General features: G+C 64.3%; 28 protein-coding genes and 1 pseudogene. 15 read left to right on the top strand and 14 right to left on the bottom strand.

The features are described from left to right. Positions 1-97: 97 nt before the first annotated feature. Positions 98-346, bottom strand: coding sequence for a hypothetical protein (locus tag ACVIN2_RS10145; RefSeq protein ID WP_456765506.1), 249 nt, complete (start codon positions 344-346; stop codon positions 98-100). Between the two features lie 175 nt (positions 347-521). On the opposite strand from ACVIN2_RS10145, the gene ACVIN2_RS10140 reads away from it, so the two are divergent. Beyond that, positions 522-689: a hypothetical protein gene (locus tag ACVIN2_RS10140; protein WP_456765505.1), complete on the top strand. Its 168-nt coding sequence runs from the start codon at positions 522-524 to the stop codon at positions 687-689. Here the strand turns inward: ACVIN2_RS10140 and ACVIN2_RS10135 are convergent. From ACVIN2_RS10135 to ACVIN2_RS10105, 7 genes are all read right to left on the bottom strand, one after another. After that, positions 686-1,174 (bottom strand): DUF3147 family protein, encoded by a 489-nt coding sequence (locus ACVIN2_RS10135; protein ID WP_456765504.1) that lies wholly within the window; start codon positions 1,172-1,174, stop codon positions 686-688. The genes ACVIN2_RS10140 and ACVIN2_RS10135 overlap by 4 nt on opposite strands. Continuing rightward, positions 1,174-1,521: a DUF3147 family protein gene (locus ACVIN2_RS10130; protein ID WP_456765503.1), complete on the bottom strand. Its 348-nt coding sequence runs from the start codon at positions 1,519-1,521 to the stop codon at positions 1,174-1,176. Before ACVIN2_RS10130 ends, ACVIN2_RS10135 begins: the two co-directional genes overlap by 1 nt. Further along, positions 1,518-2,102 carry a phosphatase PAP2 family protein gene (locus tag ACVIN2_RS10125; RefSeq protein WP_456765502.1) on the bottom strand — a complete coding sequence of 195 codons (585 nt, stop codon included), beginning with the start codon at positions 2,100-2,102 and terminating at the stop codon, positions 1,518-1,520. Before ACVIN2_RS10125 ends, ACVIN2_RS10130 begins: the two co-directional genes overlap by 4 nt. 110 nt (positions 2,103-2,212) lie before the next feature. Then, positions 2,213-3,103: an SDR family oxidoreductase gene (locus ACVIN2_RS10120; protein ID WP_456765501.1), complete on the bottom strand. Its 891-nt coding sequence runs from the start codon at positions 3,101-3,103 to the stop codon at positions 2,213-2,215. 221 nt (positions 3,104-3,324) lie between these two features. Beyond that, positions 3,325-3,876 carry a DUF4142 domain-containing protein gene (locus ACVIN2_RS10115; protein ID WP_027516522.1) on the bottom strand — a complete coding sequence of 184 codons (552 nt, stop codon included), beginning with the start codon at positions 3,874-3,876 and terminating at the stop codon, positions 3,325-3,327. A gap of 87 nt (positions 3,877-3,963) precedes the next feature. Then, complete coding sequence (locus ACVIN2_RS10110) at positions 3,964-4,191, bottom strand: hypothetical protein (protein ID WP_456765500.1); 228 nt, start codon at positions 4,189-4,191, stop codon at positions 3,964-3,966. 8 nt (positions 4,192-4,199) lie between these two features. Further along, positions 4,200-5,987 carry a thiamine pyrophosphate-requiring protein gene (locus ACVIN2_RS10105; RefSeq protein ID WP_456769689.1) on the bottom strand — a complete coding sequence of 596 codons (1,788 nt, stop codon included), beginning with the start codon at positions 5,985-5,987 and terminating at the stop codon, positions 4,200-4,202. A gap of 156 nt (positions 5,988-6,143) precedes the next feature. Here ACVIN2_RS10105 and ACVIN2_RS10100 point away from each other — a divergent pair, with 156 nt between their 5' ends. From ACVIN2_RS10100 to ACVIN2_RS10065, 8 genes and pseudogenes are all read left to right on the top strand, one after another. Then, positions 6,144-6,518 (top strand): PRC-barrel domain-containing protein, encoded by a 375-nt coding sequence (locus ACVIN2_RS10100; protein ID WP_456765499.1) that lies wholly within the window; start codon positions 6,144-6,146, stop codon positions 6,516-6,518. A 24-nt stretch (positions 6,519-6,542) separates the two neighbouring features. After that, complete coding sequence (locus ACVIN2_RS10095) at positions 6,543-6,701, top strand: hypothetical protein (protein WP_456765498.1); 159 nt, start codon at positions 6,543-6,545, stop codon at positions 6,699-6,701. A 200-nt stretch (positions 6,702-6,901) separates the two neighbouring features. Beyond that, entirely contained in the window at positions 6,902-8,056 is a 1,155-nt protein-coding gene (locus tag ACVIN2_RS10090) for an HlyD family secretion protein (RefSeq protein ID WP_456765497.1), read from the top strand. Continuing rightward, positions 8,053-9,673: pseudogene (locus ACVIN2_RS10085) on the top strand (DHA2 family efflux MFS transporter permease subunit). The gene ACVIN2_RS10090 and the pseudogene ACVIN2_RS10085 overlap by 4 nt, the downstream one beginning before the upstream one ends. Before the next feature lie 93 nt (positions 9,674-9,766). Next, a complete protein-coding gene (locus ACVIN2_RS10080; RefSeq protein ID WP_456765496.1) occupies positions 9,767-10,768 on the top strand; it encodes an NAD(P)H-dependent flavin oxidoreductase in 1,002 nt (333 codons plus the stop codon). Between the two features lie 107 nt (positions 10,769-10,875). After that, positions 10,876-11,295: a hypothetical protein gene (locus tag ACVIN2_RS10075; RefSeq protein ID WP_456765495.1), complete on the top strand. Its 420-nt coding sequence runs from the start codon at positions 10,876-10,878 to the stop codon at positions 11,293-11,295. A 118-nt stretch (positions 11,296-11,413) separates the two neighbouring features. After that, on the top strand, positions 11,414-12,979 hold the full coding sequence (locus tag ACVIN2_RS10070; protein ID WP_456765494.1) for an alkaline phosphatase D family protein: 1,566 nt from the start codon (positions 11,414-11,416) through the stop codon (positions 12,977-12,979). A 148-nt stretch (positions 12,980-13,127) separates the two neighbouring features. After that, positions 13,128-13,946, top strand: a complete 819-nt coding sequence (locus ACVIN2_RS10065) for an aldo/keto reductase (protein WP_456765493.1) — start codon at positions 13,128-13,130, stop codon at positions 13,944-13,946. A gap of 69 nt (positions 13,947-14,015) precedes the next feature. On the opposite strand, the gene ACVIN2_RS10060 is transcribed toward ACVIN2_RS10065, so the two are convergent. Both ACVIN2_RS10060 and ACVIN2_RS10055 read right to left on the bottom strand, forming a co-directional pair. Next, positions 14,016-14,243, bottom strand: a complete 228-nt coding sequence (locus ACVIN2_RS10060) for a hypothetical protein (protein ID WP_026233110.1) — start codon at positions 14,241-14,243, stop codon at positions 14,016-14,018. Positions 14,244-14,339: 96 nt separating this feature from the next. Next, positions 14,340-14,792, bottom strand: coding sequence for a hypothetical protein (locus tag ACVIN2_RS10055; RefSeq protein ID WP_456765492.1), 453 nt, complete (start codon positions 14,790-14,792; stop codon positions 14,340-14,342). Positions 14,793-14,950: 158 nt separating this feature from the next. On the opposite strand from ACVIN2_RS10055, the gene ACVIN2_RS10050 reads away from it, so the two are divergent. Further along, positions 14,951-15,223: a helix-turn-helix domain-containing protein gene (locus ACVIN2_RS10050; RefSeq protein WP_219678604.1), complete on the top strand. Its 273-nt coding sequence runs from the start codon at positions 14,951-14,953 to the stop codon at positions 15,221-15,223. A gap of 4 nt (positions 15,224-15,227) precedes the next feature. On the opposite strand, the gene ACVIN2_RS10045 is transcribed toward ACVIN2_RS10050, so the two are convergent. Together ACVIN2_RS10045 and ACVIN2_RS10040 are read right to left on the bottom strand one after the other, a co-directional pair. Continuing rightward, positions 15,228-16,460, bottom strand: coding sequence for an aminotransferase-like domain-containing protein (locus ACVIN2_RS10045; RefSeq protein WP_456765491.1), 1,233 nt, complete (start codon positions 16,458-16,460; stop codon positions 15,228-15,230). A gap of 65 nt (positions 16,461-16,525) precedes the next feature. Next, on the bottom strand, positions 16,526-17,053 hold the full coding sequence (locus ACVIN2_RS10040; RefSeq protein WP_456765490.1) for a DUF3124 domain-containing protein: 528 nt from the start codon (positions 17,051-17,053) through the stop codon (positions 16,526-16,528). Between the two features lie 67 nt (positions 17,054-17,120). Between ACVIN2_RS10040 and ACVIN2_RS10035 the strand changes: the two genes are divergently transcribed. From ACVIN2_RS10035 to ACVIN2_RS10020, 4 genes are all read left to right on the top strand, one after another. After that, the gene (locus tag ACVIN2_RS10035; protein ID WP_456765489.1) at positions 17,121-18,848 is read left to right on the top strand and encodes a cation:proton antiporter domain-containing protein; all 1,728 of its coding nucleotides are present in this window, start codon (positions 17,121-17,123) and stop codon (positions 18,846-18,848) included. Between the two features lie 175 nt (positions 18,849-19,023). Next, positions 19,024-20,100, top strand: coding sequence for a 3,4-dihydroxy-2-butanone-4-phosphate synthase (gene ribB / locus ACVIN2_RS10030; RefSeq protein ID WP_027568700.1), 1,077 nt, complete (start codon positions 19,024-19,026; stop codon positions 20,098-20,100). Between the two features lie 181 nt (positions 20,101-20,281). Further along, the gene (locus ACVIN2_RS10025) at positions 20,282-21,496 is read left to right on the top strand and encodes an acyl-CoA dehydrogenase (RefSeq protein ID WP_007594720.1); all 1,215 of its coding nucleotides are present in this window, start codon (positions 20,282-20,284) and stop codon (positions 21,494-21,496) included. Positions 21,497-21,673: 177 nt separating this feature from the next. Continuing rightward, the gene (locus tag ACVIN2_RS10020; RefSeq protein ID WP_456765488.1) at positions 21,674-22,597 is read left to right on the top strand and encodes an MBL fold metallo-hydrolase; all 924 of its coding nucleotides are present in this window, start codon (positions 21,674-21,676) and stop codon (positions 22,595-22,597) included. A 7-nt stretch (positions 22,598-22,604) separates the two neighbouring features. On the opposite strand, the gene ACVIN2_RS10015 is transcribed toward ACVIN2_RS10020, so the two are convergent. After that, on the bottom strand, positions 22,605-23,459 hold the full coding sequence (locus ACVIN2_RS10015) for a DUF1499 domain-containing protein (protein ID WP_007594716.1): 855 nt from the start codon (positions 23,457-23,459) through the stop codon (positions 22,605-22,607). A 171-nt stretch (positions 23,460-23,630) separates the two neighbouring features. Beyond that, a complete protein-coding gene (locus tag ACVIN2_RS10010) occupies positions 23,631-25,259 on the bottom strand; it encodes a fatty-acid--CoA ligase (protein WP_456765487.1) in 1,629 nt (542 codons plus the stop codon). Between the two features lie 65 nt (positions 25,260-25,324). Between ACVIN2_RS10010 and ACVIN2_RS10005 the strand changes: the two genes are divergently transcribed. Beyond that, positions 25,325-26,434: an extensin family protein gene (locus ACVIN2_RS10005; protein WP_456765486.1), complete on the top strand. Its 1,110-nt coding sequence runs from the start codon at positions 25,325-25,327 to the stop codon at positions 26,432-26,434. Positions 26,435-26,440: the final 6 nt, after the last annotated feature.

Raw genomic sequence — 26,440 nt, 5'->3', positions numbered from 1 at the left:
TTGCTTCCGGTTGTCATGCCCCCGGTGATCCGGAAGTAATCTCCAAGGACGGCCCCGGCACCCGTGCCGGGGCCGTTTGCTTGAGCATCAGGCTGGACTAATCCTCGGCATCGCCCTGCGGATGGGGTTGCGTGTGGCCGTCCGGGCCGCGGCCGAAAACTCCGAACCGGCTCGATTTGACATTAGGCCCTGCATCGACAGCGGCGGTGGCCAGTCCGAGCTTGAGGAGCTCGCGCACAGCCGCGGCTCGCGTCGGCATGCGATGTTTGAACCGAAAGTCGTCCACCGCGGCCAGTTCTTCCGGTGACAGCATGACCTGGAGCCGCTCGGCGCGAAGGTCGTTCATGATCAATCATCCAAATGAGCAAGTTGAGTAGTTTACTCAACGAACTCATTCCACCGCGGTTCCATAAGATGCTTCTATGACGCCAAGTTAGCCAAAAAATACAGCAAAATCAATAAGTTATATGATGCAAAGGCTCTTGGGCAGGTGTATGCTCCCGGCAAATGGGAGAGACGTCATGACGAACGAAGTCAGATTCCCGCGTAACCATATCGACGAGAGCGAGGCACCCAAGCCGGTGCGCCCGAGCCACCAGAAGGTCATCGAGCAGGTCGAGCGCTGGGCCAACAGTTCGGGCCTTCAACCGCCGAGTTTGCAGCCGTCGACGCATGCCAAAGCGGGCTAGCGCTTCGTAAGGGGAGAGCCCTTTGCTGATAGCGAATGGGCTGATTGGTGCGGTTTGCGGGAGACGATGCGCAGCTTGCGCCTGAGCCACCAGGCCAATACCGAAACGACGGCCCAGGCTATCAACGCGGCAGCGAAAGCGCCCGGAACGCTCGCGGCCACGGTGAAATGAAAGACGGCGGCGAATGCCAGGAGACCGATGCTTCCCCAGGCAGCGCCAGCCGCGTCGAGCGCGGCGGCCTCTTGCCCGCGGCGCGTGCCGCTGAGGCCGGCCTTCTCCTTGGTGCGGCGTTCATGGCTTTCGACCAGCGTTGCGCTGGCGCAGAAGATTGCGGGAAGCGCAAGGAAAAGTCCGCCGACGGACACACCGAAGCGCGCTCCCAGAACCCCCGTGAGCACGGTCGCCAGGCCACCGAGCAGGAAACGAATGCCGTATTCGTACCAGCGTGTCTGCTTCAGCGCGGAGAGCGACAGCTTGACCGGCATCAGGCCGCACCTCCGAAGCCGGCGAGCAGGCCGAAGGCGACTGCAAGCCACACGATAACAGCGAGGACGGTCGCGGGCAGCGCGGACAGACGGTATCTGATCAGCAGATGGCAGACGACGACGCTGTAGCAGCCGAGCGCGACCGCGCCGTAGATCATGGTCCAGCTTTCGGCCGCGGCATATTGCGGGCCGTGCTGGACGACGGCGATGCCGAGCGTGGCCAGCGCAACCGACGGCGCTGCGCCGAGCAACCCCGCAAAGCTCTTGGGTTTGAGCATATCGCCTAAGATCGCAAAAGCGGAGACGATGATGCCACCGGCGATGAAGCGCACGACATATTCGGTCACGGCCGTTTCCGCCAATTGATCTGCTTGCGAAACGATTGCGTCAGTGTCCATGGCCGCAAGAGTCTCTCGACGGCCGCGCCAAGCGCAAAGCCTGCGATCACGTCGCTTGCCCAGTGTGCGAGCACCGCAATCCGTGTCAGCGACAGCGCGATCGCGGCCGTGCGCAGCAATCGGCGCGGCGTCTTCGGCAGCAACCCCGCCGCCGAGGCAAGTGCGCCCATATGGACCGCGTGACCGGACGGGAAGGCGTCGCGCGCCCGTCCTGAAACGGGTACTCCATGCCCGTGCCCGCGTATGGTCAGCCGGTCTGGCCTGGTCTGATTGAACACGGATTTCAGGACATGCGGCAGGACGGCCGTCGCGAGCGACACGGCGAGGACGTGGTTTGCCACGGGCCGCTGTTGCGGCTGCCGAATCTGAGTATAGAGCCAGCCTAGTGCGGCCAGCGCGAGCAGCACGTGCTCGTCGGCGGCCCAGGTTAACGTCTGCGCCGTGTGCTCGACGCCTGAATTGGTGTGATCAGCGATCGTATCCGCGATCGCGGTGTCGATCCGGCTGGGTTTGACCTCTACCAATGCCATCGGTCTGCAAGCGTGATGTCCTTTATGACAGTTTTGTAAAGCCTGGACACAAAGAAGGTTCCTGGCTCTGCCTCGAGACATCAGCCTGCAGCCAAGACCAACTCGCGTGACTACGGCTGTCCCGACCCACCAGCGGACCCATAGACCTGGCCGGTCGCATAGCTCGCGTCGGCCGCGGCAAGCTGCACGTAAATCGAGGCCAGTTCGGCGGGCTGGCCGGGACGGCCGAGCGGCGTCATGCCGCCGAATTTTTCGAGCTTCTCCATGGTGGCGCCGCCGGAGACCTGGAGCGGAGTCCAGATCGGTCCCGGGGCGACGCCGTTGACGCGGATGCCCTTCGAGGCGAGCTGCTTCGCCAGCGACTTGACGTAATTCATCGTCGCCGCCTTGGTCTGCGCATAATCGTAGAGATCGGGGGAGGGATCGTACGCCTGCTCCGACGTCGTGCCGATGATGGACGAGCCGGGCTTCAAATGCGGCAGCGCCGCCTTGATGATCCAGAACGGCGCATAGATGTTGGTCTTCATGGTCGCATCGAAATCTTCCGAGGAGACGTCGAGAATGGACGCACGTGTCTGCTGCCGCGCCGCGTTGCAGACAACGATATCGAGTCCGCCGAGACCTTGGACGGCCTGCTCGACCAGCTTCTTGCAGAAAGCCTCATCCTTGAGGTCGCCAGGAATCGCAAGCCCGGTACGCCCTTCCTTCTTGATCAGCGCGATGACGTCCTGCGCATCGGGCTCTTCCGCCGGCAGATAGTTGATGGCGACGTCGGCGCCTTCGCGCGCGTAGGCTATCGCAGCGGCGCGGCCCATGCCGGAATCGCCACCGGTGATCAACGCCTTGCGTCCGGCGAGCCGGCCGGAGCCCTTGTAGCTGGTCTCGCCGTGATCCGGGGGCGGCTCCATCTTGCCGGCGAGGCCAGGCCAGGGCTGCGACTGCTTCTTGAACGGCGGCTTTGGAAAGCGGCTGACGGGATCGACGAGTTTCTGCTCAGCCATGGACGCGTCTCCTTTCGCTGTCGAAGAGGCCAGCGAAGCAGCAGCAAGCGTTGCGCTCGCCGCTTGGACGACGTGCCGGCGGGAAAGTGAAGTCTTGTCTTGATACGTCATGGGGGGCTCCGCGCTTTTGCGAACGCCAATGCGCGGCGCGAGGCATCGTTGCTAGACGAGAGGACGCCGGAAGGTCCGGCGTCCTCAAACAAAGTTTACTTGAAACAAGTTTACTTGGTCTGGCCGACGCTCGGTGCCTTGCCGAGCTCCTTGGCCATGTCGAGATGGTGTTTGAGCGCGGGCAGCGTCTTGCCGGCCCAATCCTTCAGGTCGGAATTGTCGCCGCCCTTGGCGTAACGCTCGAACAGCGAGACCGCGTCCTCATGGGCGCTGACCTGGTACGAATTGTAATCCGAGCTGAAGTCCTTGCCATTCGCGCTCTTGAGCTTGTCGAGCTTGCTCTGGTGCGAGCTGTCGAGCGCTGTCGGCAGGGTCGCCTGCACCTTGCCGCCGCTGACCAAGCCCTTCAGTTCGCTGCTGGTCTTGGTGTGGTCGGTCACCATCTGTTGCGCAAAAGTCTTTTCCTGCGCGTTGCCCTTCTGCTCGGCGAGCTTGCTCGACTCGATTTCGAACATATCGCTGATGGCGACTTCCTTGACGAAGTCGGCGGTGGCAGGCGCGACGCCGAGCGCCGAGTTGACGCCGGTTTTTTCCCCGAGCGACTGGGCGAGTGCGGGGCCTGCGAGAAGCACGCAGGCAGCTGCGATGATGGTACGTTTCATGGTCCGGTCCCTCCGGCTGTCGCGCGGCAGGGTGCCGCGCGAATGTTGCGCCGACTAACCCCCACCATAGGCCGAGGTTCCAAATGGTCAGTCCGTCGGTTTCCTGCCACTACGGGGATTGATTGGATCGGTCGCCTTGCGCCGCAGCCGTTCGGGCAGGAAGGGCTCGGCGGACGTTGCCGACGCCTCGGCGCGCACGTCGGCATGATGCTGCGCCCGTTCATGCGGCGTACGTTTGTCATCGACCTTCCGCTTCACGTCGAGGCCATCCACGGGATCGTTGACGCCGTGCTGGATATCGCGGAAATCGCTCATGCTTCACCTCATTCATTTCCAGGCAGGATCTTTTCGAGCACCTGTCGCGCCGCCCCCTTGATCATTCCGCTCTCGTTGGGATCGCCCTTCAGCAGCGCAAGAGAGAAGTTCTTCGCCTGCTGCAAGGTGATGTGCGGCGGCAGCGGCGGCACTTCGGGGTCGGTCTTCACCTCCAGCACCACCGGCATCTCGCTCGCCAGCGCCTGGTCCCAAGCCGAGCCTAGTAGCTGCGGGCTGTCCACATAGATGCCGGAGAGGCCGATCAGCTCGGCAAAGCGCGAATAGGACACGTTCGGGATGCGCTGCGATGCCTCGAATTTCGGATCGCCGTTGATGATGCGCTGCTCCCACGTCACCTGGTTGAGGTCTTCGTTGTTGAAGACGCAGACGATGAAGCGTGGATCCTTCCAGTTGCGCCAATATTTCGCGGCGGTGATCAGCTCGGCCATGTTGTTCATCTGCATCGCGCCGTCGCCGACGAGGGCAATCACCGGGCGATCGGAATGGGCGTATTTCGCGGCAAGCGCATAGGGCACCGCGGCACCCATCGAGGCGAGGCCGCCTGAGAGCGAGGCCGTCATGCCGCGGCGTATCTTCAGGTCGCGCGCGAACCAGTTGGCGCAGGAGCCGGAATCGCTGGTGATAATGGCACGGTCGGGCAGGCGGGGAGACAGCTCCCAGGCGACGAGCTGCGGATTGACCGGTGCGGCCGGTTGATGTGCCCGATCATCCAGCGTCTTCCACCATTTCGCGACGTCGTCCTGGATACCCTGGCGCCAGGCGCCGTCGGTCTTAGGTGCGAGCCGCGGCAGCAGGGCGCGCAGCGTCTCGGCGGCATCGCCGACCAGGCCGACCTCCATGGGAAAGCGGATCGACATCATGCTGGCGTCGATGTCGATCTGCACGCCGCGCGCCGCGCCTTCCTTCGGCAAGAACTCGGAATACGGAAACCCGGAGCCGACCATCAGCAGCGTGTCGCATTCCATCATCAGGTTGTAGCTGGGCTCGGTGCCGAGCAGGCCGATCGAGCCGGTGACCCAGGGGAGATCGTCAGGGAGCACCGCCTTGCCGAGCAGCGCCTTGGCGCAGCCGGCGGACAAGCGGTCGGCGACCGCGATCACCTCCTCGGTGGCGTGGAGCGCGCCGGCGCCGACGAGCATCGCGACCTTCTTTCCGGCGTTGAGTACCTCGGCGGCACGGTCGAGGTCAGCGTCACGAGGCTTGATGCTTGGCGCGCTATAGCCGATGCCGGAGTGCAGAGTGCCATGAGCGCGCGGCGGATCCTCGTAGGGCGCCTCCTGGATATCGTTGGGCAGGATGATCACCGTTGGCGTCCGCCGGGCCAGCGCGATCCGGATCGACCGATCGATCAGATGCCGGATCTGCGCCGGCGAGGATGCCTGCATGACATAGGCGCCAGCCACGTCCTTGAACATCGAGACCAGATCGAGTTCCTGCTGATAATGTCCGCCCAGTGCATTGCGTGCCTGCTGACCGACGATCGCGAGCACCGGCTGGTGATCGAGCAGGGCATCGTAGAGCCCGGTGATCAGATGCGAGGCGCCGGGGCCCGAAGTTGCGATGCAGACTCCGACCTGGCCAGAGAACTTCGCATAGGCCGACGCCATGAAAGCGGCCATCTCCTCATGCCGCGCCTGGACAAAGCCGATCTTGCCCTCAGCGCGCTGAAGGGCGCCGAATACGCCGTTGATGCCGTCGCCGGGATAGCCAAAGAGGTGGCGCACGCCCCATTGATGCAGGCGTTGAACGATGAAGTCGGAGACGGTCTGGGACATCGAGGGCGGCCCTTCGCTTTCCGGCATTTGGTTTCCGGGATTTGAAGTTGAGAGAACCGCCCGTTTCCGGCGATGTTCCTCAAGTCTGACGGAACATGCCGGAACGATCGCGCACGTCTTCGGGTTGTCTCCACACTGGCTGAGTGGAGAATTGAGATGTTGAATCAGGGCGAACTGGACCAGGACGAAATGGGTCGGTTGATCGGCAGCGACAAGGTCGAGGGAACATCGGTCTACGGCGCCGATCGCAACAAAATCGGCTCGATCGAACGCGTGATGATCGACAAGATCAGCGGCAAGGTGTCTTACGCCGTGCTCGGCTTCGGCGGATTTCTGGGCCTCGGCAACGACCACTATCCGCTGCCGTGGCAGTCGCTGAAATACGACACGGAGCTCGGCGGTTACGTCACGGGCATCACCACCAAGGAACTGGAAGGCGCGCCGAAATACGGCGAACGGAGTGATTGGAACTGGGGTGATGACGCCGCGGTTCGCGGCATCAACTCCTATTACGGCGTCCCCTTCGCGTAAGCGTTTCCACCGAAAGGAAGCTCGATGAGCGAGGAACCGCCTAACGACGATCCCAGGCAGCAGAGCGACTGGGGTTCGCACAAACAGACGGACAAGCCCTGGAAGGGCACTCCGGAAAAAGAGCAGGGATCGGACGAGGTGAAGCCCGATCTCGAGAAATGGCACGCGACGAAGACGCACTGAGACGAGGTGCCGTTCCCATGAGACGTCGAGGCGAGCGCGGCACCCACTGTGCCGCGCTTCTATTTTGGGCAGGGCGTTCACGAACGCGATGGTGCTCGCAACAAGCGGAACCATGATCAGGAGTTGCAGTTGGGCTCGCGGCGCGTGAGCGGCTTTTGGCGGCTCTGCCGTCAGTTTGATCCCCGAGAAAGGTGTTCACCGTGGATGCTCAGACCCGGGAGCGTGGGCCGTCCGCGGAGCAGCCGCAGAGGGCGAAGGAAGCTCCAAAGACCTCTCCCGATCAGCCCCGTGACGCCGAGGACCAGAAGCCGGCGAAGGCGCCGTCGCTGCGAGAGCGGATTCGCGAGCATTGGTTGCTGGCAACCGTTGCCACGATCGTCTTGCTCGCGGCCCTGATCGGCGGATTGCTCTACTGGCTCCAGGTACGCCACTATGAATCCACCGACGATGCCTTCGTCGCCGCGCGCAGCTTTTCCGTGGCCTCCAAGGTCGGGGGCTACGTGACCGACATCCCGGTCACGGACAACCAGCATGTCAACGCCGGGGACCTTCTCGCCAAGATCGACGAGCGCGACTATCGCATCGCCATCGATCAGGCCAATGCGCAGGTCGCAGTCGCCAGGGCGAACATCGCCAATGTCGAGGCGCAGATCGTTTCGCAGCAGGAGCAGATCAAGCAGGCGGAGGCGCAGCTCGAACAGGCCCAGGCCCAGCTCCAGTTCTCGCAGGAAGAATTCGCGCGCGCCCAGGATCTGGTCGAGAAGGGCGCCGGCACCGTGCAGCGCCAGCAGCAGACCCGCTCCGATCTTCAGGCGCAGCAGGCCAACACCGAGCGCGCGAAGACCGCGGTGACGGCCGCGCAAGTCGGCATCAAGACGCTGCAAGCGCAGCTCGAGGGCGCCCGGGCGCAGCTCGAGCAGTCGCAGGCGCAGCTCGATCAGGCCAAGCTGAACCTGCAATATACCAGCGTCGTTGCGGCGCAGTCCGGTCGCGTCGTCAAGCTCAGCGGCGCCAAGGGCACCTTCGTCAACGCGGGCCAGAGCCTGATGATGTTCGTGCCTGACGAGGTCTGGATCGTCGCCAACTACAAGGAGACGCAACTCAACGACATGCGGCCGGGCCAGCCGGTCGAAATCCGCATCGACGCCTATCCCGGGCGCAAGCTCACCGGCCATGTCGAGTCCGTGCAGCCGGGCTCCGGCACCGCGTTCAGCCTGCTGCCGGCAGAGAACGCCACTGGCAATTACGTCAAGGTAGTGCAGCGCGTGCCGGTGAAGATCGTGGTCGACAGCTGGCCGGCCGATCTGCCCGTCGGTCCCGGCATGTCGGTCGTGCCCTGGACCAGGGTGCGATGACGGACACGACGCAAGGCGGCGCGTCCGCGGGCGGCTGGTCGCCGGAGCGCTCGGCAGCGGGTTGGTCACAATCCCTATCTCATCGCGTTCGTCGTCTCGATCGCGACCTTCATGGAGGTGCTCGACACCACCATTGCCAACGTCGCCTTGCGTCACATCGCCGGTGGGCTTGCCGTCGGCATCGACGAGAGCACCTACGTCATCACCAGCTATCTCGTCGCCAACGCCATCGTGCTGTCGATCTCGGGCTGGCTGTCGACGGTGATCGGCCGCAAGCGCTTCTACATGATCTGCGTTGCGATCTTCACGGTCTCCTCGCTTTTGTGCGGCTTTGCCTGGAATTTGCAGGCGTTGGTGCTGTTCCGCATACTTCAGGGCCTTGGCGGCGGCGGCATGGCGACCAGCGAGCAGGCGATCCTCGCCGACTCCTTCCCGCCGCACAAGCGTGGCCAGGCTTTCGCGATCTATGGCGTTGCCGTCGTGGTCGCGCCCGTGGTCGGTCCGACGCTCGGCGGCTGGATCACCGACACCTATACCTGGCACTGGGTGTTCCTGATCAACGTCCCCATGGGAATGCTGTCGCTGTTCCTGGTCGGCACGCTGGTCAAGGAGCCGTCGGGCGCGGAGGAGGAGAGGGAGAAGCTGCTGAGCAAGGGCCTGCGGGTCGACTATGTCGGCTTCCTGCTGGTCGCGATCGGGCTCGGCTCGCTCGAATACGTGCTCGACGAGGGCCAGCGCAGCGACTGGTTCGGCTCGAACGTGATCGTGTTCTTTGCGGTGCTTTCGGCCGTGTCACTGCTTGCGCTGATCCCGTGGGAGCTGACGCGCGAGGATCCCATCGTCGATCTCCGCCTGCTCGGCCGCCGCCAGTTCGCCGCCTGCTTCCTGGTCATGCTGGCGACCGGCGCGGTGCTGATCTCGACGACGCAGCTTTTGCCGCAGCTGCTCCAGAGCGATTTGAACTACACCGCGATGCTGGCGGGTCTCGCACTGTCACCGGGCGGAATCGCGACCCTGGTGCTGATGCCGGTGGTGGGCCGTCTCGTCAGCAGCGTGCAGCCGAAATACCTCATCATGTTTGGTGCCACCATCGTCGCGTTCTCGATGTGGCATCTCACGGGCCTCACCGGCGACATCACCTACGGTTATGCCGCGATGTCGCGCATCTTCCTCGCGCTCGGTCTGCCTTTCCTGTTCCTGCCGGTCACGACCGCGTCCTATGACGGCGTGCCGCCGGACAAGACCAACCAGGCCTCGGCGCTAATCAACGTCGCCCGCAATATCGGCGGCTCCATGGGTGTCGCACTGGCGCAGACAATTCTGGCGCAGCGCCAGCAATTCCACCAGAGCCGCCTGATCGAGCACGCCGCGCCATCGGATATCGGCTACCAGCAGACCATCGAGACGATGACCCGCTTCTTCCAGGCCCAAGGCTCGAACGCGAGCGATGCGGCCTCGCAGGCGGTCGCCTGGGTCGGCCGCACCTTGCAGCACCAGGTCGATTTGCTCGCCTATATCGACGTGTTCTGGACGCTCGCGATTATCGCGGTGCTGATGATCCCGACTGCCGCGGTGCTGCGCCCGATCAAGCTGGGCGCCCCTGCGCGGGGGCATTGAGCCAACGACCGTTCGGAGAGAAAGGGTGACCGCGGCGCAAAAGTCCGGCTAGACTGGTCCGAACGTCAAGCAAAAGCCCGGGAGGTAATTTAAGTGAAGACCGCGATCACCGAACTGTTCGGCATCGAGCACCCCATCATCCAGGGCGGCATGCATTTCGTCGGCTTTGCCGAGCTGGCGGCTGCCGTCTCCAATGCCGGCGGGCTCGGCATCATCACCGGTCTCACGCAGAAGACGCCGGAGCTGCTGGCAAAAGAGATCGCACGCTGCCGCGATATGACCGACAAGCCGTTCGGCGTGAACCTCACCTTCCTGCCGACCTTCGCCGCGCCGCCTTATCCGGAATACATCGCCGCCATCGTCGAAGGCGGCATCAAGTCCGTGGAGACCGCGGGCCGCAGCCCGGAAGCCTACATGCCCGCGCTGAAGGCCGCCGGGATCAAGGTCATCCACAAATGCACCTCGGTGCGCCATTCCCTGAAAGCCGAGCGCATCGGATGCGACGCCGTCAGCGTCGATGGTTTTGAGTGCGGCGGCCATCCCGGCGAGGACGACATTCCCAACATGATTTTGCTGCCGCGCGCGGCGGAGGAATTGAAGATCCCGTTCGTCGCGTCCGGCGGCATGGCCGACGGCCGCAGCCTCGTCGCGGCGCTGTCGCTGGGGGCGGCCGGCATGAACATGGGCACGCGCTTCATCGCCACCAAGGAAGCCCCGGTGCATCAGAACGTCAAGAATGCGCTGGTCACGGCGACCGAGCTCGACACCCGCCTGATCATGCGGAGCCTGCGCAACACCGAGCGCGTGCTGAAGAACGCCAATGTCGACCGCCTGCTTGAGATCGAACGCGAGAAGGGCGACAAGCTGAAGATCGACGACATCCACGACCAGGTCGCGGGCGTCTATCCCAGGATCATGCTGGATGGGCAGATGGACGCGGGCGCCTGGAGCTGCGGCATGGTCGCAGGCCTCATCCACGACATCCCCACCTGCAAGGAACTTGTCGACAGGATCATGGCTGAGGCGGAAACCATCATCCGTACCCGTCTGATGGGGTTTCTTGAAGGGACGGGTGCACCGCGAAAGGTCGCCTGACACCGCCAAACTTCTTAACCACGGCGGCAGTTGACCGCTGGAATTGCGCGCGACGCCTCCTAGATAGAGGTAAATTACCTCTTAACAATCAATTTCAGGAGGCGTCCGTGATTCCAAAGAGCGCTCCTTTTGCAATTGCCGTTGCCCTCGTGCTCGCATGGGGCGGCGTCGCGCGCGCTGACGACTACAAGCCCGACGAATATCTCGGCCTCGATCTTTCGAAGGCGGTGTTGTCGCCGAAGCGGCTCGGGCCCGAAACTCAGTTCGCGCCGGTCGCGCTGGAGGCGCGCGGCGGCAACGAGGCGCAGGCGCGCGCCGAGCCGGTCGACGTGCCGAAGAAGGTCGCCGCCGAACGCGTGCGCGTGTCGGAGCCGAGGGTTGCGCACGCCAAGCCCACGCAGCCGCGCGGCGCGGCACGCACCAAGCTCGCGCATCGCCACGGCAATCCGCTCGACGCGCAGGCGATGGACACCCGCATCCAGACCTGGCCGTGCCGCAACGGCGGCATCTGCAACTGGAAGCATTAGGTCAGCTCCGAGCCGTCATCCGCACGTCGTAAAACCGTAGGCCCGCGGTCAAGAAACCGTAAGCCGGGGGTCAAACGACGCAGGCACCTTCCGTCGCTAGTCGACGAAGGTTTCCTGAATGGTAGCGCTCCGCGCCTCGCGCGCCTGGACCCGGCGGCAATTCCTGGTCCGTTCCACCTCGAGCCTCGCCGTTGCCGCGCTCGCAACGCCGCATCTCAGCCGCGCCGCGGATCGTCCGCAGATCGCAGGCGGCATCCAGTCCGGCGACATCTCGGATGGCTCCGCCGTGATCTGGGCGCGCGCCGATCGGGCCGCGCGGATGCAGGTGGATTATTCGACCATGGAAAGCTTCAAGACCGTCATCGCGTCGGCTTCGCGCGATGCGTCGCCCGATGCCGATTTCACCTCAAAGCTGCTACTGGACGATCTGCCTCCCGGGCAGGACATCTTCTATCGTGTGCGCTTCGACGACATCGCGACCGGCATCGCCGGCGAAAGCCGCATCGGCCATTTCCGCACTGCGCCGGCTGCCGGCCGGTCGATCTCGTTCCTGTGGTCCGGCGATACCGCCGGGCAGGGCTGGGGCATCGACACATCGCGGGGCGGCTACCGCAGCTATCGCACCATGCTCGACAATCGCCCCGACTTCTTCATCCACTCCGGCGATCACATTTACGCCGACTGCACGATTCCCTCCGAGCAGAAGCTGCCGAACGGCGAGATCTGGCGCAATGTCGTGACCGAGGAGAAATCCGAGGTCGCGCACACGCTGGCGCAGTTCCGCGGCAATTACAAATACAACCATCTCGACGAGCATTTCCGCGCCTTCCACGCCGAGGTGCCGATGTTCGCACAGTGGGACGACCACGAGGTCACCAACGATTGGTCGCCGACCGGCAGCTATGACGGAGCCGGCCATGGGGATGACGGCACCCCCCGCCTGGTCGCGCGCGCCCGCCGCGCCTTCTTCGACTTCATGCCGATCCGCGACATCGGCGCGCGAATGGGACGGGTCTATCGCAAGATCGCCTACGGTCCGCCGCTCGACGTCTTCATGATCGACATGCGCAGCTATCGCGACGATAGCTGGAACAAGGGCGACGATCACCGCGGTTGGATCTTGGGCACCGAACAGCTCGCCTGGCTGAAGCGTGAGCTCGCGGCCTCGCGCGCGACCTGGAAGGTGATTGCGGCCGATCTGCCGATCGGGCTGGTCAGTCTCGATGCGGTCGCGCTCGGCAATGGGCCGCCCGACCGGCGGGAGCACGAGATCGCCGATCTTCTCGCGTCGATCAAGCGCGCCGGAATCCGCAACATCGTCTGGCTCACCGCCGACATGCACTACACCGCCGCGCACCATTACGATCCGAACAGGGCGCAATTCCAGGAGTTCGAACCGTTCTGGGAATTCGTCTCGGGGCCCTTGCACGCCGGGACCTGGGGCCCGGGCGAGCTCGACAATACCTTTGGTCCGGCAGCGATGTACCAGAACGGGTGCAGCGAGGCGCAGGGCGAAAACCTCGCGCCCTGTTTCGGACTGCAGTTCTTCGGCAAGGTCGATATCGATGGCCGGACCGGCGTGATGACAGTGACGCTGAAGGACGTCGACAACCGGGACCTCTGGTCGGTCGATATCGAGCCGCAGCCGCAGGCGCGTCCAGCCGTGGTGGCGCAGCATTCCTAAGGGGGAGCTAACCCGATCTTGATTGGCCGCATTGCGCCCCCCGCGCTATGCTGTCTGCTCCCGCCACCTCTTTTCCATCCCCGAAGGGTCTGCTCACGCAGCATCGCTGCTGGCCTCCGGCGGGCCTAACGATGTCAGGAGCCTTTTCATGGATCACCTCAAGACACAGGGCATCAGCATGCCCAAGCTCGGCCTCGGGACCTTCCGCATGCACGGCGATGCCTGTCGCGCGGCGGTTGAGAGTGCGCTGTCGATCGGCTATCGCCATATCGATACGGCCGAGATGTACGGCAACGAAGAATCAATTGGTGCGGCGCTCGCCGCGGCCCGGCTGCCGCGGGGCGAGCTGCACGTCACGACAAAGGTCTGGCACGAGAACCTCAGCCCCGACGCCATCCGGCGCGCTTTCGACACCAGCTTGACCAAGCTCAGGCTCGACCATGTCGATCTCTATCTCGTGCACTGGCCCTCCAAGGCGGCGAACTGGGGCGCGGTGTTCGAGACCTTGATGAAGCTGAAGGAGGAGGGGCGCACGCGGGCGATCGGCGTCGCCAATTTCACCACGGCGCTGCTCAAAATCGCGGTCGAGGACATCAAGGCGCCGATCGCATGCAATCAGATCGAATACCACGCCATGCTCGATCAATCGAAGGTGCTGGCCTATCTGAACGCCAAGTCGATCCCGCTGGTCGCCTATTGCCCGCTGGCGCAGGGACGCATCGCGTCAGACGAGGTGCTGGCCGAGATCGGCGCCAAGCACAATGCAAGCGCCGCGCAGGTCGCGCTGAAATGGCTGCTCGACCAAGATGGTGTCGCCGCGATCCCGAAGGCCTCGCGGCGAGAGAGTCAGCAGGCCAATCTCGACGCGCTGAAGATCACGCTCGACGATGCCGACCGCAACAAGATCGCCGCGCTGCCGAAGGACAGGCGCTGCGTCAATCCCGGTTTCGCGCCGGCATGGGACTGACCTCGCGGAACGTATCGTACACGCAAAGAAATGGCCCCGTGAGGGGCCATTTCCATATTGCGTTGCGCATTAGTCCCAATGATGACGGTGACCACGCTTGATCACGACGACGCGGTCGCGATGGCGCCAGCCGCGATGCCAGCCGTGATCGCGATGCATGCCGTATTCGGCGCGGGCGCCATACATGCCGTGATGATGACCTCCGCGCTTGATCACCACCGTCTCCGCGCTGGCGAGCGTCGGCATTGCAACAGCGAGCGCGCCGACAGCGGCAAGCACATAACCAATCTTCTTCATGATGTCCTCCTCCAAAGGAATGCAAATCTAAACGGCGCATTCGCGGGAACGTTCCGGAGAAATCGCAGGAGAATTCTGAACGCCTGTTCAGGTCGGTTAATCGCAGCGCTGTTGTGCAGGTGTTGGCGCGCCGGTCGCGACGTATTTGCCGTCCCTGATCGTGTACTCGCCCCGCTCGCTGCGATTGTAGATTGCGCGCAAGCTGCCTTGCTTCGAAAGGAGCAGGCCAAACTCGCGCGTCTGCTGCAGCAAGGGGAAGTACACCATCACATTGAGCAGGCCGTCGGCGTTGACCATCGCCGATACCACTTCGTTTTCGTCCTTGGCCTCGCCGAAATTGCGCCGGTACATCACCCTTCCGTCCTTCCGGATCTCGTAGGTCAACAGCGCGCCCTTGTCGCGGTCGGGCCGGGCCGCGCAATCGACCGCCCATGAGCCGAGCAGGCCCCATTGCTCGACGGTCGCCGCAAGCGACTCGGCACCGGCCGCGGGCGCGAACGTAACCCACAGCACTGCTGCCGCGATCCAGCGGCTCAAACAACGCGTCATGTCCTGAACAGCCCCACCTCCGAAGAATTCCGAAGTGTAACATCCTGCGCGCGATCGTCCACGCTGACGGCCATTCGCGCGCGAATTTGATCCGCGTCAATGAGGCAGCCGGTTTCCCCGGTAGGATGGCGTTCCCGAAGGCGAAATTGGATAGACCGATGCTGAATCAAGTCAGGGATTTCGCAGGCGAGGTGCTGCCGGGGAGCTGTGCCGTGCCGCCTTATTCCGAGACCGCGTTTCTGGCCGAGCTGGGCGACCGCTTGAAGTCCTCACGCATGCGCTGCGTCCTGTCGCGGCGGGAGCTCGCCCGCCGCTCCGGGATTTCCGAGCGCTACATCGCCCAGATCGAGGCCGGCAAGGGCAACGTCTCGATCGTCCTGTTGCTGCGGCTGGCCTCCGCGATCCACGGCAGCCAGCCCCAGATCGTCTGAAGGCTCAGGCTCGTTTCTCCACATTGCCACTGCGGGCCGGCACGCCGAACTCCTTGCGGCAGATCTCGGCCAGCACGGCGACGCCCTCGCGGATCTGCTGATGCGAGGGGCTCGCAAAGCACAGCCTCAGTCGCGATCTGGCATGGGTCTTGTCGGTCGACCATTCCGGCCCCGGATTGATCGATACGCCGGCGGCAAGCGCGGCCTGATACAGCTTCAGCGTATCCACCTGATCGGGCAGCTTCACCCACAGGAAGATGCCGCCCTTCGGCTCCTCGAACTCGGCGGCCGTCCCGAACTGCTCGTTGACGGCCTCCATCAGCGTGTCGAGCTTGGTGCGTAGCGCCTTCGTCAGCGCCGGCACGTGGGTCGAGAAATGCGGCTTGCAATAGGCAGCGAGCACCATCTGCTCTAGCGCGCCGGAGCCGGCGTCCGTCTTCAGCGCCAGCATCCGCGACATCACATCCCAGGGCGCCACGATGAAGCCGACGCGCAGCGCGGGCGCGATCGACTTCGAGAACGAGCCGATATGGATCACGCCGCCGTTCGGGCTCATCGCATGGATCGCCGGCGGCCGCTGTCCTGACCAGACCAGATCGGCATAGCAATCGTCCTCGAATACAGGCACGCCGTAATCTGCCGACAGCCGCAACAGCTCGGTGCGGCGGCCCTCCGGCATGATGCTGCCGGTCGGGTTCTGCACGGTGGGAATGGTGTAGATGTATTTCGGCCGGATGCCGCGGCCCTTGAGGTCGGCCAGCGTCGTGGCCAGCGCGTCCATGCGCATGCCGTCCTTGTCGAGAGGGATGCCAACCACGTTGACTCCGAGCCGTGCCAGGCGGGTCAGCGAGCCCTGATAGCTATCCTGCTCGAAGATCACGGTATCGCCGCGCGTCAGCAGCGTGGCGTTGACGAGGTCGAGCGCCTGCAGCGAGCCGGAGACGATCAGGAGATCGTCGACCGTGCAGGTGACGCCGGCATCGCGCTTCAGTTTCGTCACCAGGAATTCGCGCAAGGGCAGATAGCCCTGGGGACCATGGGCCAGCCCGTAAGTGGCGAGCGAGCGGCCTTCGCGTTGCAGAGCGAGGTTAGCCGCTTCGATCAGATGATCGAGCGGCACCTGCTCGGAGTCGTTGTTGCCGCCGACAAAACTGTATTTAGCGAGGCCCGTCCAGCGCGCAGAGGGGGCCGGCAGCCCTGCGGGAAACAGGGGCGCAAAATCGAAGCTGGACGTCATGGGAGCGTTCCTCGTTCTGTTCTTGTCAGGCTGCCGGCTTTGCGCCGGTCAGTCGTGCTTCTTGCTTATTTCTTGCCGACCGTCCGGGTCGGACGGCCCTGGCTGATGAAAGCGTAATGCGCATTGGCGACGCCGCCAACCATCAAGGCCTCGACAGCAGGCTCGGCGATCTCGCTTGTTGCGGCCCAATCGACGAGGAAATTGGCTCCGGTCCCGCCGCGTACGTCGTCGGTCGGAATGAAGATCGAGATAGTGGCGAGGGGCTTCAACGCGACGGGCGCCTTCAAATAGCTCTCGACCTGCTTGCCCGCGGTATCGAAATAGCCGATGCGTTTGACCACCAGTGCTTGCGTCTCGGAGGCGTTGTGCACGCTCAGGGTCACCGAGAAGTCGACGCGCAGCTTGCCCTGGCTCATCGCGACGCTGGAATAGGCGGGCACGTAGAACCCGCCGGAGACGGCAAGTTCTTCCTTCGGCAGTGCGGTGAGCGAATCGGCAAAACTTTGTTCGATGTTGACCTTGGATTGGGCGGCTGCCGGTACTGAGGAGGCGAGGGGGCATAGCAGCATTGCAATGGCGAGCCCCATCCGCATGTGACGAATTGCTCGCTTGCCGCGCCGCACTCGATCACTAGGGTGCGGCAAAACGGACCAATCTGGCATGCACGAGCTCATTCGCGACATCACTCTCTGTATCCTGTTTGCCTGGATGCTGGGCCTGCTTGCCCACTTCTCCAGGCAACCGTTGATCCTGGCCTATCTTATCGCCGGCTTCTGCATTGGTCCATTTGGCGCCGGCTGGGTCAAGTCGCAGGAATCGATCAGCGTCATTTCCGAGCTCGGCCTGATCTTCATGCTGTTCATGATCGGCCTGGAGATCGACCTGAAGAAGATCGTGCGGGCCGGCAAGGTCATCCTGTTCGCCGCGGGGGGCCAGCTCCTCGGCGGCTGCCTGCTCGGGGTGCTGTTCTTCGCCGGCATCGGCCTGTCGCTCGGGGGCGGGCAGTTCGACGCGGTTTATCTCTGCGTCGCCTGCGCGCTGTCGAGCACCGTCATCATCGTCAAGGTGCTCTACGAGAAGCGCGAGCTCGACACGCTGCCGGGCCGCATCACCCTCGGCGTGCTGGTGCTCCAGGACATCTTCGCCATCCTGTTTCTGGCGGTGCAGCCGAGCCTCGCCAATCTGGAAATCAGCGTCATCCTGCTCTCGATCGGCCGGGTCGCGGTGCTGGTCGCCGCGGCACTGCTGGTGAGCCGCTACGTGCTGCCCCGCCTGTTTCACCAGATCGCCCGCCGCCCCGAGCTGATCCTGCTCGGCGCGCTCGCCTGGTGCTTCCTGGTCGCCGAGACCGCCGAGCGGCTGTCGCTCTCGCGCGAGATGGGCGCCCTGATCGCCGGCGTCTCGCTCTCGACCTTTCCCTACGCGCTCGACGTCACGGCCAAGGTCACCACGCTGCGCGATTTCTTCATCACGCTGTTCTTCGTCGCGCTCGGCATGACCATTCCCGTGCCCGGCCTCTCCGTGATCGGGCTTGCCCTGATGATCGCGGCGTTCACGGTGGTGAGCCGCCTCGTCACCACCTTCGCCCCGCTCTATCTGATGAAGCAGGGCCTGCGCGCCAGCCTGTTGCCGGCCCTGAATCTCGCACAGATCTCCGAGTTCTCGCTGGTGGTGATCCAGACCGGCGTCGCCGACCATCACATCGCGGCGGAGACTGCGAATGCGGCCTCTTTCGCCTTCGTGGTGCTGGCGGTGCTCTCGACCTTCGTAATGACCCGCAGCGACGAGATCACCCGCTGGGCGATCGGCCCCCTGAAGCGGATCGGCCTGCGCGATCTCGACCACGGCAATGGCCAAGGCGAGGAAGGGCACGAGGGTCATGGCGAGGCCCGCCGCATCGTCATCCTCGGCTTTTTCCGTGCGGCGAGCGCGCTGCTGGCCGAGATCGAACGGCAGGCCCCGGTGCTGCTCGAGCAGATCACCGTGATCGACTTCAACCCCAATGTGTACCAGACGCTGCTCTCGCGCGGCCTGCACGTGATCTATGGCGATATCAGCAGCGCCGACACGCTGCTCCATGCCGGCGTCGGCAAGTCCGAGATGATCATCCTCAGCGTCCCGGATGCGCTTCTGAAGGGTGCCAGCAACGAGAAGCTGGTCCGCCACGTCCGCACCCTCAACCCGACCGCCATGATCGTTGCCACGGCCGATCTGTTGTCGGATGTGGACGAACTCTACGCGGCCGGCGCCAGCTATGTCACCGTGACCCGGCTCAGCGACGCCCATGAGTTGTTCACGGTGATCGAGGCCGCCCAAGCCGGCCTGTTGGCCGACAAGCGTGCCGAGCTCGATCAGCGGCTCGGCGAGCGCCGCGAAGTGCTGCCCTGACCGAGCCCGGCTGGCTTCTCACCGGGGCTTTTCCGCGCCCATATGCCTGATCTCCCCGGTGCAAGCCGCCCGTCGGGCAGGGCTGCGGTCCGGCATATGTGGTTGCGCCGGGGACACTAGCGCCCCGGCCCAAGTCCGGCTAAGCCTCCGGGCCATAACCGATAGAGATTGGGAAATGCCGGATAACGTCCAGGAAGTCTTGCAGGCCTTTGCCCGGGGTGAGCTCGTGGTCGTCACCGACGACGATGACCGCGAGGGTGAGGGCGATCTGATCGTCGCCGCCTCGTTCTGCACCGCGGAGAAGATGGCATTCATCATCCGCCACACTTCCGGCATCGTTTGCGCGCCGATCACCACCGAAGACGCGCGCCGCCTGCGGCTCGATCCGATGGTGGCCCACAACGATTCCGCGCACACCACCGCATTCACGGTCTCGATCGATTATAAGCCCGACGGCGGCACCGGCATCTCGGCCGAGGAGCGCGCCTCGTGCTGCCGCGCGCTGTCCAATCCCAACGCCGGCGCCAACGACTTCGCCCGTCCCGGCCACATCTTCCCGCTGATCGCCAAGGACGGCGGCGTGCTGCTGCGCTCCGGCCATACCGAGGCCGCGGTCGATCTGTGCAAGCTCTCCGGCCTGCCGCCGGTCGGCGTCATCAGCGAGTTGATGAACGACGACGGCAGCGTGATGAAGGGCGAGCAGGTCGCCCGCTTCGCCGCCCAGCACAAGCTCAAGCACGTCACTATCGCCGACATGATCGCCTACCGCCAGGTGCGCGAGAAGCTGATCGAGCGGGTCTCGACCTTCGTCACCGAGAGCCCGATCGGGCCGCTGCAGGGCTATGCCTACCGCTCGCCGTTCGATTCCATCGCCCACGTCGCCTTCGTCTACAATGGCGTCGGCGACGGCAAGAACGTCCTGACACGCTTCCACAAGCCGAACATCGTCAAGGACATCTTCACCGGCCACAAGCGCATGGCGGCGGTGCTCGAGCATTTCAAGACATCGGGTCGTGGCGTTCTGGTCTATCTGCGCGACGGTGCTGCCGGTGTCCCCGTGGCGCCGCTGCCCGATGAGAGCGCGACCGAGGCTGACCGCAACCGCCAGTGGCGCGAAGTCGGCGTCGGTGCACAGATCCTGCGCGATCTCGGCGTCACCTCGATCCGGCATCTCACCTCCTCGGTGCACGACTACAAGGGCCTTTCGGGCTTCGGCATCGAGATCGTCGCCAACGAGCTGCTCGAAAGCTAGCGCTGTCATCTCAGGGTGCGCGAAGCGCATCCCTAGGGGCGCGAAGCGCATCCCCCGAGGCGCGCCTCGCAGGTCCCCGGGATTCACGCAGACCCGATCATCTGCAACGCAATTGCACTTGTTGCCGCGGCGCTTTACGTTGTCGGGCAAATTTTGACGGAACCAGACGAAAGGACGTTTCATGACCGCGCGCCCTCAGGCCAAGGACAAGCCGGCTTCGGCTTCTTTCCAATGGGACGATCCGTTCCTGCTCGACGAGCAGCTCACCGAAGACGAGCGCATGGTGCGCGACACCGCGCGCGCCTACGCCCAGGACAAGCTGCTGCCGCGCGTCGCCAAGGCCTATCTCGAAGAGAAGACGGATCGCGAGATCTTTAACGAGATGGGCGAGCTCGGGCTGATCGGCATCACGTTGCCGGAGGAATATGGCTGCGCCAACGCCGGCTATGTCGCCTATGGTCTCGTCGCGCGCGAGATCGAACGGGTCGATTCCGGCTATCGCTCGATGAACTCGGTGCAGTCCTCGCTGGTGATGTATCCGATCTACGCCTATGGCGACGAGAACCAGCGCAAGAAGTACCTGCCGAAGCTCGCCAGCGGCGAGTGGGTCGGCTGCTTCGGGCTGACCGAGCCTGACGCCGGCTCCGATCCGGCCGGCATGAAAACCCGCGCCGAGAAGGTGTCGGACGGCTATCGCCTGACCGGCAGCAAGATGTGGATCTCGAACGCGCCGATCGCCGACGTGTTCGTGGTCTGGGCCAAGTCGGCCGCGCACGACAACCAGATCCGCGGCTTCGTGCTGGAGAAGGGCATGAAGGGCCTGTCGGCACCGAAGATCGGCGGCAAGCTGTCGCTTCGCGCCTCCATCACCGGCGAGGTCGTGATGGACGGCGTCGTGGTTCCGGAAGACGCGCTGCTGCCCAACGTCTCCGGCCTGAAGGGCCCGTTCGGCTGCCTCAACCGCGCCCGCTACGGCATCTCCTGGGGCGTGCTCGGCGCGGCCGAGGACTGCATGCACCGCGCCCGCCAATACACGCTCGACCGCAAGCAGTTCGGCAAGCCGCTCGCTGCGACCCAGCTCGTGCAGAAGAAGCTCGCGGACATGCAGACCGAGATCGCGCTGGGTCTTCAGGGCTCGCTGCGCGTTGGTCGCCTGATGGACGAGGGTAAGTTCGCGCCCGAGATGATCTCGATCATGAAGCGCAACAATTGCGGCAAGGCGCTCGACATCGCCCGCGTCGCGCGCGACATGCATGGCGGCAACGGCATCTCGATCGAGTATCACGTGATGCGCCACGTCCATAACCTCGAGACCGTCAACACCTACGAAGGCACCCACGACGTCCACGCCCTGATCCTGGGCCGCGCGATCACGGGCATTCAGGCGTTTTTCTGAGCAAACCGCCCGAATGGGCGATGCGGCTGAACTCTCGAATTGCGTCATGGCCGGGCAGAAGCGCGAAGCGCGTCTTCGCGCTAGACGTCCCGGCCATCCACGTCTTAGACCACGCGAAGAACGTGGATGCCCGGCACAAGGCCGGGCATGACGAAGTCAGCAAGATATGAGCAAGCCATGTCCGACAATGACGACGTCCCGTTCAACCGCGACTTTCCGCTGAAGCCCGGCATCGTCGAGGAAGTCCGCCCCGGCGTGCGGCGGGTGCTCTGTAACAATCCGAGCCCGTTCACTTTCACCGGCACGGTCAGCTACATCGTGGGCCGGGGCAATGTCGCGATCATCGATCCCGGTCCGGACGACGAGGCGCATGCGGCGGCGCTGCTCGATGCTGTCAGCGGCGAGACGGTGAGCCATATCTTCGTCACCCACACCCACCGCGACCATTCGCCGAACACCGCGCGGATCAAGCGGGTAACAGGCGCGCCAGTTTACGCCGAAGGCCCGCACCGCGCCTCGCGCCCGCGTTTTGAGAGCGAGAAGCACAACCCGGAATCCGGCGCCGACCGCGACTTCGCGCCCGATATCAGGATCGCCCATGGCGACGTGGTCGAAGGCGACGGCTGGCGGCTCGAGGCCGTGGCGACACCCGGTCATACCGCCAATCACCTTGCGTTTGCCTGGCCCGAGCGGAAATTCAACTTCGTCGGCGATCACGTGATGGGGTGGTCGACCTCGATCGTGGCGCCGCCCGACGGCTCGATGATCGACTACATGGAATCGCTGGATCGTCTCGCCGCGCGCAAGGAGGACGTGTATTTCTCTGGCCACGGCCCCGAAATTCCGGACGGTCCGCGCTTCGTGCGTTTCCTGATCCGCCACCGCAAGGCGCGCGAGGCCTCCATCCTGCACCGCCTTGCCAAGGGCGAGACCGACATCCCGACCATGGTCCGGGCGATCTATATCGGCATCGATCCGAGGCTCACCACCGCGGCAGGCTATTCCGTGCTGGCGCATCTGGAAGATCTGGTCGCCCGCGGCGTGGTGGCGACGGATGGCGATCCCGTGATTGGCGGGACCTATCGGATGGCGAACGCCTAGCGTTCCGTTACTTCTTCACAGTTTTCGCCGGCGCCTTCGGCGGCGCCACCGGCGTCTTCTTCACCGGCTTGAGTGCGTCGGCATCGGCGGCGGTGTTGAGATCGTCGATGAATTTCTTCACGCGCGCGGCGTTGCTGCCGAGGTCGCTCTCGAAATAGCGCGAGGCGGAGCGGATATCGACGCGGGAATCCTCGCCGTCGGGCACGACGCGGATCGCGATGTCCTCGCGGAACCCCATGATCGGCGAGCGCGCCACCGCCTCGATGCGGCCGATGCGGCGCGGCGGCTGCGGCGCGCGCTCGTCGATGACAAGCCATTTGCGCTTGTTGACGAGCTGAAGCGCGATCGCATAGGCGCGGTCGACCGAAATCTCGAGCTCGATCGGCTCGATATCAGGGTAGAACTGACGCTGCTGCTCGGCCGAATAGAGGCCGGCATACACCGCGGTATTGGCACCATCGCCGGTGCGCAGGCGGGCCAGCGCGTCGAAGCGCGGCGGGTCGATTGGGTCGGTGGTAATGTCGTGGATCGCCGGCAGCTTGCGGTATTGCAGGCCGAGATAGGCGGGATAGGCGAGGATCGCGCCGTCGATCAGGAAGGCAAGCAGGATGCGCGCCATGCCGCGCGAGCCGTTCTGCCAGATCGCGGCAAAGCCGGCGAGCCCGAACAGGATCGAGAGCGCCGCAATCCCGAGCCCGCCGAAGAATGTCGCGAGTGCCGGCTTCATCTCCAGGAAGCCGAACCGGACGATAATGATCGAGACCACCACCGCCACCACCGCAAACACAGCCAGATTGCGCGCCCAACTCGCGAGACTGGACACGGGCTCCGACTGATAGGGAGCGGAAAACCTGCGGGCCATCGGGTGAGCTCTGCCGGGGTCTTGAGGGCGATGCCGGCCGATCGGGCACGACGATGGGCCGTTGAGACCACGGCCCCGAGGCAAATTCAAGGGTTCCCGGGATGTTACGGCCTGTCATCCCGGTTCGATGCCGTTGGCATCGCCCGGAATGACGGTGTTTGGTTTGGCCGGCTACGCCGCCGCGTTCGGGAAGCGGTATTCTTTGAACCGATCGCGCAGCGCGGTCTTCAGGATCTTGCCCGTCGCGGTGTGGGGTATGCCGTCGACGAAGGCAACGTCGTCGGGCATCCACCATTTGGCGATCTTGCCGTCCATGAACTTCAGGATGTCCTCGCGGCTGGCCTGCTGGCCCTGCTTGAGCTGCACGATCAGCAGCGGACGCTCGTCCCATTTGGGGTGGAACACGCCGATCACGGCGGCTTCCGCCACGGCGGGATGACCGACGGCGAGGTTTTCCAGCTCGATCGAGGAGATCCACTCGCCGCCCGACTTGATCACGTCCTTGGAGCGGTCGGTGATCCGCATATAGCCGGCTTCGTCGATGGTCGCGACGTCGCCGGTGTCGAAGAAGCCGTCCTCGTCGAGAATGTCAGTGTCGACCCGGTAATAGGCCTTGGCGACGGCCGGGCCGGCGACCTTGAGGCGGCCGAAGGTCGTGCCGTCCCACGGCAGCTCCTTGCCGGCATCGTCGGTGATCTTCATCTCGACGGCAAACGGCGCGTAGCCCTGCATCTGGAGCACGTCGAGCCGCGCCTCGCCGATCGCATTCTGGAACGGCGGCTTCAGCGCCGCGACGCTGCCGATTGGGCTCATCTCGGTCATGCCCCAGGCGTGGCGGACGTTCGAGCCCATGTCGAGGAAGGCCTTGATCATCGAGCGCGGCATCGCCGAGCCGCCGCAGATCACCATCTTCAGGTCCGGCAGCTTCAGATTGTTGGCGGTCATGTGCTGGAGCAGCATCAGCCACACCGTGGGCACGCCGGCGGTATGCGTCACCCTCTCGGTCGAGAGCAGCTCATAGACCGAGGCGCCGTCGAGCTTGGCGCCGGGCATGACGAGCTTGGTGCCCTGCGAGGGCGCGGAGAAGGCGATGCCCCAGCTGTTGGCGTGGAAGAGCGGCACAACGGGAAGCATGGTCTCGGAGGCGCTGGTGCCGAGCGCGTCGACATTGTTGGCCATCAGCGCGTGCAGCACGTTGGAGCGATGCGAATACAGCACGCCCTTGGGGTCGCCGGTGGTGCCTGATGTGTAGCACATCGCGGCCGCCGTGTTCTCGTCAAAGTCCTTCCATTTAAACTTGCCGTCGGCCTCCGCAATCCAGTCCTCGTAGGCGACCACGTTCTTCAGCGTCGTCTGCGGCATGTGCGCCTTATCGGTGAGCACGACGTAGCGTTCCACGCTCGTCAGCTTGTCGGCGATCTTCTCCAGGACCGGAATGAACGTGATGTCGGTCATCACGATGCGGTCCTGCGCATGGTTGATGATCCAGGCAATCTGCTCGGGGAAAAGGCGGGGATTGACGGTATGGCAGATGGCGCCGATCCCCATGATGCCGTACCAGACCTCGAGATGGCGCCAGGTGTTCCAGGCGATCGTTGCGACACGGTCGCCGAGCTTGATGCCGTCGCGCTCCAGCATCTGCGAAACCTTGAGCGCCCGCTTGTGGATATCGGCATAGGTGGTGCGATGGATCGGTCCCTCGACCGATCGCGTCACGACCTCCTGCTTGCCATGAATCTTGGCGGCGTGTTCGATGATCCGGTGGCAGAGCAGGGGCCAGTCTTGCATCAAACCAAGCATTCCGTCGTTCCTCCGAGAAGCCGCTGGGCGGATTGTCGCTCTCAGCGTTGGGCCAAAGAATTGTCATGAGTCTTAGCCTGCCCGCCTTTCGCCGCAAATGGTCTTGTCGCGGCTATATGTCCATCGGCGCGGCAATGGTTACCGTCGCGCTCGGGCTCGGAGACCCGGCAGAGGCGCGCAAATATGGGTCCCCGCTGGATATCTTTGGTATTGCCGCACCACGGTCGCGCGCGGCGGTTCATTCCGGCAATATCTCTGGCAAGATCCCGCTCCCGAGGCCTCGCCCCGAGGAGGCGCCCAAGGCCTCAGCAAAGGCATCGGACGAGGCTCCTGCGAAGACCGAGGGCAAGCCTTCTGCGGACAAACCTGGCGCCGCCAAGCCCGCCGAGGCCGCGCCGCCGCCCGAGAAGCAGGCCTCGGCGTGCCGCCTCGCGCTGACCGAGGAGATTGCGATCGCGCCCTCGATCCCGGATATCCGCGGCCCCGGCGCCTGCGGCGGTGAGGATCTGGTGCGGCTCGAAGCCATCGTGCTGCCGGACAAGCGCAGGGTGGCGGTCAAGCCGGCGGCGATCCTCCGCTGCACCATGGCGTCCGCAATCGCCGACTGGGTGCGCAAGGACGTGGTGCCGCTGGCCGCGAGCCTCGGCTCGACCATCAGCGATCTCGACAATTTCGACAGCTTCGAGTGCCGCGGCCGCAACCGCGTTGTCGGCGCCATGCTGTCCGAGCACGGCAAGGCCAATGCGATCGATGTCCGCGCCATCAAGCTCGCTAACGGGCAGTCGATCGGCCTGACCGATCGCACCATGTCGCGCGAGGTGCGCGAGCGCGTGCTGCATTCGGTCTGCTCGCGCTTTTCGACCGTGCTCGGCCCCGGCTCGGACTGGTACCACGAGGACCATATCCATCTCGACCTCGCGCAGCGGCGCAACGACTACCGGATATGTCAGTGGAACGTCTGGGATCCCCTGCCGCAGGTTGCCCCGCTGCTGCCGGCGGAACGGCCCGAGGAGGCGCCGCCACGTGAGGTCGCGGCCAAACCTGAAGCGAAGCCCGAGGCCAAGCAAGGAATGGACGACGAGGCGGCGGAGACATCTCCTGCGCCCGCGAACAAGCCTGCGGCCGACGGCAACAAAACCCAGCCACACAGGCCGGCAACAAAAAAGCGCCGGTGAAACCGG

This window comes from Bradyrhizobium sp. USDA 3650, from assembly GCF_054057395.1.
The sequence above is the reverse complement of the archived record's forward strand: the minus strand, read 5'-3'. Positions and strand labels throughout refer to the sequence as shown.

Excerpts from the sequence above, each read along its gene's own strand:
- ACVIN2_RS10145 (WP_456765506.1), bottom strand. The coding sequence starts at position 346 with ATGAACGACCTTCGCGCCGAGCGGCTCCAGGTCATGCTGTCACCGGAA.
- ACVIN2_RS10140 (WP_456765505.1), top strand. The coding sequence starts at position 522 with ATGACGAACGAAGTCAGATTCCCGCGTAACCATATCGACGAGAGCGAG.
- ACVIN2_RS10135 (WP_456765504.1), bottom strand. The coding sequence starts at position 1,174 with ATGCCGGTCAAGCTGTCGCTCTCCGCGCTGAAGCAGACACGCTGGTAC.
- ACVIN2_RS10125 (WP_456765502.1), bottom strand. The coding sequence starts at position 2,102 with ATGGCATTGGTAGAGGTCAAACCCAGCCGGATCGACACCGCGATCGCG.
- ACVIN2_RS10120 (WP_456765501.1), bottom strand. The coding sequence starts at position 3,103 with ATGGCTGAGCAGAAACTCGTCGATCCCGTCAGCCGCTTTCCAAAGCCG.
- ACVIN2_RS10115 (WP_027516522.1), bottom strand. The coding sequence starts at position 3,876 with ATGAAACGTACCATCATCGCAGCTGCCTGCGTGCTTCTCGCAGGCCCC.
- ACVIN2_RS10110 (WP_456765500.1), bottom strand. The coding sequence starts at position 4,191 with ATGAGCGATTTCCGCGATATCCAGCACGGCGTCAACGATCCCGTGGAT.
- ACVIN2_RS10105 (WP_456769689.1), bottom strand. The coding sequence starts at position 5,987 with ATGTCCCAGACCGTCTCCGACTTCATCGTTCAACGCCTGCATCAATGG.
- ACVIN2_RS10100 (WP_456765499.1), top strand. The coding sequence starts at position 6,144 with ATGTTGAATCAGGGCGAACTGGACCAGGACGAAATGGGTCGGTTGATC.
- ACVIN2_RS10095 (WP_456765498.1), top strand. The coding sequence starts at position 6,543 with ATGAGCGAGGAACCGCCTAACGACGATCCCAGGCAGCAGAGCGACTGG.
- ACVIN2_RS10070 (WP_456765494.1), top strand. The coding sequence starts at position 11,414 with ATGGTAGCGCTCCGCGCCTCGCGCGCCTGGACCCGGCGGCAATTCCTG.
- ACVIN2_RS10065 (WP_456765493.1), top strand. The coding sequence starts at position 13,128 with ATGGATCACCTCAAGACACAGGGCATCAGCATGCCCAAGCTCGGCCTC.
- ACVIN2_RS10060 (WP_026233110.1), bottom strand. The coding sequence starts at position 14,243 with ATGAAGAAGATTGGTTATGTGCTTGCCGCTGTCGGCGCGCTCGCTGTT.
- ACVIN2_RS10055 (WP_456765492.1), bottom strand. The coding sequence starts at position 14,792 with ATGACGCGTTGTTTGAGCCGCTGGATCGCGGCAGCAGTGCTGTGGGTT.
- ACVIN2_RS10050 (WP_219678604.1), top strand. The coding sequence starts at position 14,951 with ATGCTGAATCAAGTCAGGGATTTCGCAGGCGAGGTGCTGCCGGGGAGC.
- ACVIN2_RS10045 (WP_456765491.1), bottom strand. The coding sequence starts at position 16,460 with ATGACGTCCAGCTTCGATTTTGCGCCCCTGTTTCCCGCAGGGCTGCCG.
- ACVIN2_RS10040 (WP_456765490.1), bottom strand. The coding sequence starts at position 17,053 with ATGCGGATGGGGCTCGCCATTGCAATGCTGCTATGCCCCCTCGCCTCC.
- ACVIN2_RS10035 (WP_456765489.1), top strand. The coding sequence starts at position 17,121 with ATGCACGAGCTCATTCGCGACATCACTCTCTGTATCCTGTTTGCCTGG.
- ribB (WP_027568700.1), top strand. The coding sequence starts at position 19,024 with ATGCCGGATAACGTCCAGGAAGTCTTGCAGGCCTTTGCCCGGGGTGAG.
- ACVIN2_RS10025 (WP_007594720.1), top strand. The coding sequence starts at position 20,282 with ATGACCGCGCGCCCTCAGGCCAAGGACAAGCCGGCTTCGGCTTCTTTC.
- ACVIN2_RS10020 (WP_456765488.1), top strand. The coding sequence starts at position 21,674 with ATGTCCGACAATGACGACGTCCCGTTCAACCGCGACTTTCCGCTGAAG.
- ACVIN2_RS10015 (WP_007594716.1), bottom strand. The coding sequence starts at position 23,459 with ATGGCCCGCAGGTTTTCCGCTCCCTATCAGTCGGAGCCCGTGTCCAGT.
- ACVIN2_RS10010 (WP_456765487.1), bottom strand. The coding sequence starts at position 25,259 with ATGCTTGGTTTGATGCAAGACTGGCCCCTGCTCTGCCACCGGATCATC.
- ACVIN2_RS10005 (WP_456765486.1), top strand. The coding sequence starts at position 25,325 with ATGAGTCTTAGCCTGCCCGCCTTTCGCCGCAAATGGTCTTGTCGCGGC.